The sequence below is a fragment of the Rhodococcus jostii NBRC 16295 genome (assembly GCF_001894825.1).
GTDB lineage: Bacteria > Actinomycetota > Actinomycetes > Mycobacteriales > Mycobacteriaceae > Rhodococcus_F > Rhodococcus_F jostii.
This window is the reverse complement of sequence record NZ_BCWY01000170.1, coordinates 1-7,229: the sequence shown is the minus strand read 5'-3', so window position 1 is coordinate 7,229 and position 7,229 is coordinate 1. Positions and strand designations below refer to the sequence as shown.

Annotated in this window: 8 protein-coding genes; 5 read left to right on the top strand and 3 right to left on the bottom strand. The window is 66.1% G+C overall.

Annotated features, from left to right (window positions below; genetic code table 11):
• The first annotated feature begins 65 nt into the window (after positions 1–65).
• Positions 66–353, top strand: a complete 288-nt coding sequence (locus tag RJ1_RS44000; protein WP_240319673.1) for a nuclear transport factor 2 family protein — start codon at positions 66–68, stop codon at positions 351–353.
• 207 nt (positions 354–560) lie between these two features.
• Here the strand turns inward: RJ1_RS44000 and RJ1_RS43995 are convergent, their stop codons facing one another.
• Positions 561–929 (bottom strand): hypothetical protein, encoded by a 369-nt coding sequence (locus RJ1_RS43995; RefSeq protein WP_073370881.1) that lies wholly within the window; start codon positions 927–929, stop codon positions 561–563.
• 239 nt (positions 930–1,168) lie between these two features.
• On the opposite strand from RJ1_RS43995, the gene mmsB reads away from it, so the two are divergent.
• The 4 genes from mmsB (at position 1,169) to RJ1_RS43975 (ending at position 5,502) form a co-directional block, all read left to right on the top strand.
• Complete coding sequence (gene mmsB / locus RJ1_RS43990) at positions 1,169–2,074, top strand: 3-hydroxyisobutyrate dehydrogenase (RefSeq protein WP_073370878.1); 906 nt, start codon at positions 1,169–1,171, stop codon at positions 2,072–2,074.
• Positions 2,075–2,148: 74 nt separating this feature from the next.
• Positions 2,149–2,718, top strand: a complete 570-nt coding sequence (locus RJ1_RS43985; RefSeq protein WP_073370876.1) for an adenylate kinase — start codon at positions 2,149–2,151, stop codon at positions 2,716–2,718.
• Positions 2,719–2,770: 52 nt separating this feature from the next.
• Complete coding sequence (locus RJ1_RS43980; RefSeq protein ID WP_073370874.1) at positions 2,771–4,273, top strand: aldehyde dehydrogenase family protein; 1,503 nt, start codon at positions 2,771–2,773, stop codon at positions 4,271–4,273.
• Between the two features lie 14 nt (positions 4,274–4,287).
• Positions 4,288–5,502 (top strand): CaiB/BaiF CoA transferase family protein, encoded by a 1,215-nt coding sequence (locus RJ1_RS43975; protein WP_073370871.1) that lies wholly within the window; start codon positions 4,288–4,290, stop codon positions 5,500–5,502.
• 85 nt (positions 5,503–5,587) lie between these two features.
• On the opposite strand, the gene RJ1_RS43970 is transcribed toward RJ1_RS43975, so the two are convergent.
• A complete protein-coding gene (locus RJ1_RS43970) occupies positions 5,588–6,499 on the bottom strand; it encodes a LysR family transcriptional regulator (RefSeq protein WP_073370869.1) in 912 nt (303 codons plus the stop codon).
• Positions 6,496–7,014: a MarR family winged helix-turn-helix transcriptional regulator gene (locus RJ1_RS43965; RefSeq protein ID WP_073370866.1), complete on the bottom strand. Its 519-nt coding sequence runs from the start codon at positions 7,012–7,014 to the stop codon at positions 6,496–6,498. The genes RJ1_RS43970 and RJ1_RS43965 overlap by 4 nt, the downstream gene beginning before the upstream one ends.
• Positions 7,015–7,229: the final 215 nt, after the last annotated feature.

Sequence of the window (7,229 nt, the reverse complement as noted above, 5' to 3'; positions counted from 1 at the left end):
GACCCAGACACTAGCCATACACTCCGACAAACCGGATCGACTATCCCGGACCTGAAGGACCGGGTTTGCGCCGAAAGACTCACGGATCACCCGGCAACAGCACTGTCAGCGGCACCTTCCGTGGCAAAGCGGAGGTCGGCGCGATCTGGATGAAACTGGCCGAGAAATCCACGACGACAACACCCGAACGATTTCTCGGCGACGACGATGTCGTTGTCGTACTCACCCGAGTCGCCGCCGGCGGCGAGTCCGCGGACGAAGCCGATGTGCTCACCTTCCGCGACGGGAAAGTCGTCAAATTCCAATCCGCCGCGGACACCGCCATGCTGGAACGGGTCTTCGGCACGAAGTAGCGACCTCGAAACGACATGATGGCATGACCGCTCGTGCCATCGACACTTGGTGGGTAGCAGGCGGCAGAACCGTGGATCCGACGTCCGAGGCATCGGATACGTCCTACGCGCCTGACGGGACTCGCGCCGGCCTCGGTCGAGAGTGCGACGAGCTCCTGAGCGCTGCCGTTCGTGTGGACCATGAAGGCTGCCCGAATCGTGTCCAGATCACGGGTCGCAGGGGCCCCGATCAACGCGGCACGGACCGCGTGTATACGTTCCAAGTCGGTCCCGGAGAAGCGCGATGTTGATGTGCGCTTCGATGACGACCACAGCGTCATGAGCCGGTAGTTTCTGCCGGCGCCCAACTAGCTCGGCGGAAAGCCAGGTGGGCTCGTGGTAGACAGGCGGGTTCGGGTCGAACGCGCGGCTTTCGAACTCGCGCCAGGCCTCCAGAACCGTCTCCAGCGAGTGGCCGGATACATCGGCCACCGGTTGCATGTCGGCGAGTTGTTCGATAGCGGCAGCGAAGTCTGCCGCACCTGCACCGCGAAGTCCCGCGCTCAACCCACTCCGCACCGGCAGCATCTTGATCAATCCCGCATCGGCTGCGTTGTGCCTGCGGTGATGCAATATTGCACATCCCCCTTGCAGGTTAGGTGATTCCTCATCCTTCCATCCGCGGGCACACTGATTCACGTTCCCGGCGGAGAGCGACGCCAAGCGCCACGATCCCCCGGGGTTCATCCACGAGCCGTTTGTCCGAATCGATGCCCCGGATGGGTTTTCCTCGGCCCTTGCGTGGAACGTCGGCTACCACACCGCTAGGAGTACAGATGAGCAAGATCGCTTTCCTCGGCCTCGGAAACATGGGCTTGGGTATGGCCACGAATCTGGTGCGCAACGGCCACACAGTCATCGGATTCGACCCCTCCCCGGCAGCAGCGGAGAAGGCGACATCACACGGAATCGACTCTGCCGCGTCTCTTGTCGATGCAGCAGAGCATGCCGAGGTGATCATCACCATGCTGCCCAGCGGCAAGCACGTGCTCGACGCCTACGCCGACCTGGTTCCGGCCGCATCGCCAGGAACCCTCTTCCTGGACTGCTCGACGATCGATGTCGCCGATGCGCGGGCCGCCGCTGAACTGGCTGTCGGCGCCGGGCATCGAGCGGTGGACGCCCCGGTGTCCGGAGGCACCGTCGCGGCGGACGGCGGAACCCTCACCTTCATGGTCGGTGGCCCCGCGGACGCGGTGGACCAGGCCGGCGCGCTCCTCGACGCGATGGGGTCCCGCATCGTTCGATGCGGCGACTCCGGAGCCGGCCAGGCTGCGAAAATCTGCAACAACATGATCTTGGGGATCTCCATGATCGCCGTCAGCGAAGCTTTCGCGTTGGGCGCGAAGCTGGGCCTGACCGACCAGGCACTGTTCGACGTCTCGTCGACCGCGTCCGGTCAGTGCTGGGCGTTGACCACGAACTGCCCGGTTCCCGGGCCGGTTCCTACCAGCCCCGCCAACCGCGACTATGCTGGCGGGTTCGCGAGCGCGTTGATGCTCAAGGACCTTCGACTCGCGCAGGCTGCCGCGGCGGACAACGGCGTCGATACGACGCTCGGACGACGCGCCACCGAACTCTACGAACAGTTCGTCGCCCACGACGGCCCCGGTCGCGACTTCTCCGCGATCGTGACGGCGATCCGTGCCGGCGCGTTCGACGCGCAGGCACAACCTTCGTAGTCCCTCCCACGTAGACCTCACCCTGTGCTGCGTCGCCGGGCGTGAGGCACTGCTCGATGTGAAAGGAATTGGTTGTGCGCATCATTCTGACGGGGCCGCCGGGAGCGGGTAAAGGCACTCAGGCGCAGGTGCTTTCGACGGCACTCCAGCTGCCCCACATCTCGACTGGTGATCTGTTCCGTAGCCATATCGCGCAGGGCACCGAACTGGGGCAGACAGCGAAATCGTTCCTCGATTCCGGCGAGCTGGTCCCGAACGAGGTCACCATCGGGATGGTGGCGGAGCGACTCGCGGCCGACGACACGGCCACGGGATTCATCCTGGACGGCTTCCCGCGCACCGTGGCTCAGGCGATCGCCCTCGATGAGCTCCTCGGCGAACAACTGAGCCAGATCAACGCCGTCCTGGACTTTTCGATCGCCGACGATGCAGTCGTCGCGCGGATGCTGGCCCGTGGCCGCGCCGACGACACCGAGGACGTCATTCGTCGACGTCTGCGGGTCTATCACGACGAAACCCGACCGCTGCTCGACTACTACGCACCAGTTCTTCTGTCGGTCGATGCAGAAGGTGAGGTCGACGAGGTCTACGCCCATGCGATCGGCGCGCTGTCCGAGCGCGGAAGCGTCGCTCCGTCCGCCTAACGCTGTTCCCCGCACTCCAGCAGAGCCATCCGTATATCAAGGAGATTCCGACATGACCTCCACGCAAACCTCACTCGCTGAGCTCCACATTCCCGAGGCCCGCGACTACCCCATGTTCGTCGACGGCGCGTGGGTGGAAGCCCTTTCCGGTCAGTGGAGTGACGTGACCACCCCGATCCTGCGTGAGCATGTGATCGGCCGTGTCCCGTCCTCGAGCACCGAGGATGTCGATCGCGCGGTACGTGCCGCGCAGAAGGCCTTCCCCCGGTGGCGCTCTCAGCACTTCACGGCACGAGGCCGGATCCTGAGCCAGATCGCCGACGCCATCGACGCGCGCGCCGAGGAACTCGCCCGCCTCACCGCCCTCGACACCGGCAACGCGCTGCGCACCCAGGCGCGCCCCGAGGTCGCCACACTGGCGAACCTGTTCCGATACTTCGCCGGTGTCGCCGGCGAGATCAAGGGCACGGTCCTGCCCGCCGGTGACGATCAGCTCCAGTACTCGAGGCAGGAGCCGCTCGGCGTCATCGGCTGCATCCTTCCCTGGAACTCCCCACTGATGATCGCCGGATTCAAGATCCCCGCCGCCCTCGTCGCCGGAAACACCGTCGTGGTCAAGGCGGCCGAGGCGGCCCCGCTGAGCGTGTTGCTGCTCGCCGAGATCTGCGCCGAGTTCCTGCCGGCAGGTGTACTCAACGTCATCACCGGATCCGGCAGGGTCGCCGGCGAAGCGTTGGTCCAGCACCCCGAGGTCGACAAGATCTCCTTCACCGGCTCGACCGAGGTGGGTCGCCATGTCGCCCGCGAAGCCGGCGGCCGTCTCGCCCACGTCTCCCTCGAACTCGGCGGCAAGAATCCGTCGATCGTCTTCCCCGACGTGGACATCGACGACGACTTCATCAATCAGCTGCTGCTCTCGACCCGGGTGCACCGGCAGGGCCAGAGCTGCACCGCCGGTTCCCGGCTGTTCCTGCACCAGGACATCTACGACGAGGTCCTCGACCGGCTGGTGAACGCCCTCGCCGCCCTCGAGGTCGGAAACCCGCTCGCCGAGTCCACGGACATGGGCGCCATCATCAACGACAAGCAGTTCGCCTCCGTGTGCGGGTTCCTCGACGACGGCCTCAGCTCGTCCAAGGTATCGGTCGCCCTCGACGGCTCCCCCGCCACGATCCCGAACTCCGACGGCTACTACATGGGCCCGACCGTGTTCTCGGGCGCCGACAACTCCTGGCGCCTGTCCCGGGAGGAAATCTTCGGACCCGCGCTCGTCGCGATCCCGTGGAACGACCACACCGACGTCATCGAGATGGCCAACGACTCGCACTACGGTCTGGCCGCCTACGTGTGGACACACAACCTCGATCTGGCCCTGTCTACCGCCCACGCCCTCGAAACCGGGTGGGTGCAGGTCAACCAGGGCGGCGGCCAGATGGTCGGCCAGTCCTACGGTGGCTACAAGCAGAGCGGCCTCGGCCGCGAGGTGTCCCTCGAGGGCATGATCGCCGGCTTCACCCAGACCAAGCAGGTCAACGTGCGCCTGCGCACATTCTGAGAAGGGAGCTCACCATGACCGTTGGACCACTGAACGACATCCTCGTGCTCGACCTCTCCCGGGCGCTGGCCGGCCCCATCGCCGCAATGATGCTCGGTGACCTCGGAGCCCGCGTGATCAAGGTCGAAGCCCCGGCCACCGGCGACGACTCCCGCACCTGGGGGCCGCCGTTCGTCGGGCCGGCCGACGACCCGCAGTCGTCGTATTTCATGTCGGCGAACCGGAACAAGGAATCGATCGTCCTCGACCTCAAATCCGAGCACGGAAAGGATGCGCTGCGCCGCCTGATCCGGCGGGCGGACGTACTGATCGAGAACCTGCGGCCGGGCGCGTTCGACCGGTTGGGATTTCCGGCCGATGTGCTCGAAGAGCTCAACCCGCGGCTGATCACGTTGTCGATCACCGGCTTCGGGCACGACGGGCCCGAGGGTTCGCGCGCGGGCTACGACCAGATCGCTCAGGGCGAGGCCGGCCTGATGTCGGTGACCGGGGATCCCACCGGGGAGCCGACGCGGATCGGGGTCCCGATCGCCGACGTCCTCGCCGGTGTCCACGGCGCCACGGGAGTCTCGGCCGCACTGGCCTCGAGGGAAAAGACCGGCAAGGGCATGGTGGTGCGGACGTCCCTGTTGGCCGCCGCGGTCAGCGCCCACACCTTCCAGGGCACCAAGTGGACGGTCGGCGGGCAGGTCGCGCAGCGGTCCGGCAATCACCACCCGCAGATCGCACCGTACGGAAGCTTCCGCTGCGGGGACGGATTCGTCCAGATCGCGGTGGGCAGCGAGGCGATCTGGGCGAAGTTCGCGCCGGTGGCAGGTCTGTCGGCCCAGGATCCGCGGTTCGCCGTCAACCGGGACCGGGTTGCGGCCCGGGATGCGTTGATCGCCGCGATCGAGGCCGACTTCGCAAGCCGCACGCGGGTCGATGTCCTCGCCGAGCTCGAGGCCGCGGGTGTTCCCGCGGGGTCGATCCGCACTATCGACGAGGTCTACGAGTGGGAGCAGACCCGCAGCCAGGGACTGCTGCTCGAGGTCGAGCACCCCGTGGTGGGGCCGGTGCAGTTGCCGGGTCCGTCCTTGCGGATGGAAACGGCCGGCGGTGAGTCACTGGTGCGGTCCGCGCATGCTGCGCCGCCGGTGCTCGGACAACACACCGAACAGATCCTCGAGTGGCTCGACACGGTCGACACCACCGATCCGCTCGACACCATGGTGCCCGCACAGGTGTGAGTTCGGTGAGAGTCCGACTGGCACAACGGTCAGCGGCGTTGCAGGAGTCTGCGTCCTGCGACGCGGCCCCGAGTGCGCTCGGCAATTACACGGTGGGGACCAGTTCGGCTCGCCGGCTGCGCGCCTCTTCCTGAATCGCTTGCCGGACGGCCTGGACCGCCGGGTTGGTGAGGCTTTCGCGGCGTGCGGCCAGGGAGAAGGCGAGCCGGACGTCGACGGCATCGGGCAGAATCCTGCGCAGATCGGCGTGTTGGTCCGCCATGAACGCCGGTAACAGTCCGATGCCGCCGCCGGACCGCGTGGCAGCAACGTGAGCGAAGATGTTGGTGGACATAAACTTTGCCGCAACGCCGGGGAGGTGTCGGCTCAAGTCGAGATCCCCGACCTGCAGCAGGGAGTCGACGAAGAAGACCAGCGGGTGTGCTGTCAGCTCGTCCAGGTTGCCGGGTTCGCCGTGGTCGCTGAAGTACTGTTCGCTGCCGTACAGCCCCAGCGAGTACTGGCACACGCGTTCGGAGACCAGCCGACTGGTGATCGGTGTGCCCACCGCAACGGCGAGGTCGAACCCTGATTGATAGAGATTGAGTTGCCTTGTATCCGTGATCAACTCGACGACAAGGTGCGGGTGACTCATCCGCAGCTTGGCCAGTGCAGGAGCGACGAACAACGACCCGAATCCGTCCGGAGCAGTGATCCGGATGGTTCCCCGAAGCGGATTCTCACTGATACCGAGGACTACGTCGGCGGTTTCCTGAACGGCCTCCTCGATCAGTCGCGCCTTCTCCGCGATCGATCGGCCGACATCGGTCAGCTCCCACCCGTCGGCACTGCGCTGCAGCAGACGGACACCCAGGACCTTCTCGAGTGCGCGCACACGCCTCGAGACGGTGGTGTGGTCGACGCCCAGGTCCAGCGCCGCGGATCGGCGGCTACCGGTTCGCGCCACGGCGAGCAAGTACCGAAGGTCATCCGAGCGGATGTTGCGTGCCTCGATCACGGCCGGCCCCCCGGCAGGTCGGCCGCCCCGGCGCGGGGTCCGCCCGGTGCGGCGGTCGCTGTACGTCGGGTTGCGGCGAGTAGCTGTTGCAGATCCTCGTGGAGACGGCGCATTACCTCCGGGTCCGTTAGGGCGACCGCATCGAGGGCTCGGGTCGCCGAGATCGCCACCTCGCGCCCCTTGTCGGTGATCGTGACGAGGGTCGATCGGCGATCGGAGCGATTGATCGTCCGCTCGGCCAACCCGGAACAGTGGAGTCCTTCGATCAGCGTTCCGATGGTGGTGGGATGCCTGTCCAGGGCGCGGACGATCCGCACCATCGGCAGTGCGTCGTCCGCGGCGACCAGCATCGCCAAGACCTCGTACCGAGCAAAGGACAGTCCGAGTGGACGCAACGTGGAGTTGAGTTGGTGGGCGATCAGCTTCTGCGTCTGCAGGACGGCGGCGATCAGCGACGTATACGGCGCCACCGAGTCGGCGTCCGGCGCCGGGTGGGGTGGTTGCGCAGTGGCCACCGGAAGCCTCCTAGTTATCGGGCATCGACTGAACGCCCTGAGTGTGTATTCACGAACTTCACCAGCGGTGGACGGGACGCTCGACGCTGTCGCGGTCTGGTCACGTCCCCCGCGTCGGATGGTCTCGGTTTGGAGTGGGTCACACCCACTGGCGATTTACATGGATATCCAACTATAGTACTTCCAACTTCCCCGATCTGAAAGGGCCGATTCGT

Coding starts and splice junctions, on each gene's coding strand:
- mmsB (WP_073370878.1), top strand. CDS start 1,169: ATGAGCAAGATCGCTTTCCTCGGCCTCGGAAACATGGGCTTGGGTATG.
- RJ1_RS43975 (WP_073370871.1), top strand. CDS start 4,288: ATGACCGTTGGACCACTGAACGACATCCTCGTGCTCGACCTCTCCCGG.
- RJ1_RS43980 (WP_073370874.1), top strand. CDS start 2,771: ATGACCTCCACGCAAACCTCACTCGCTGAGCTCCACATTCCCGAGGCC.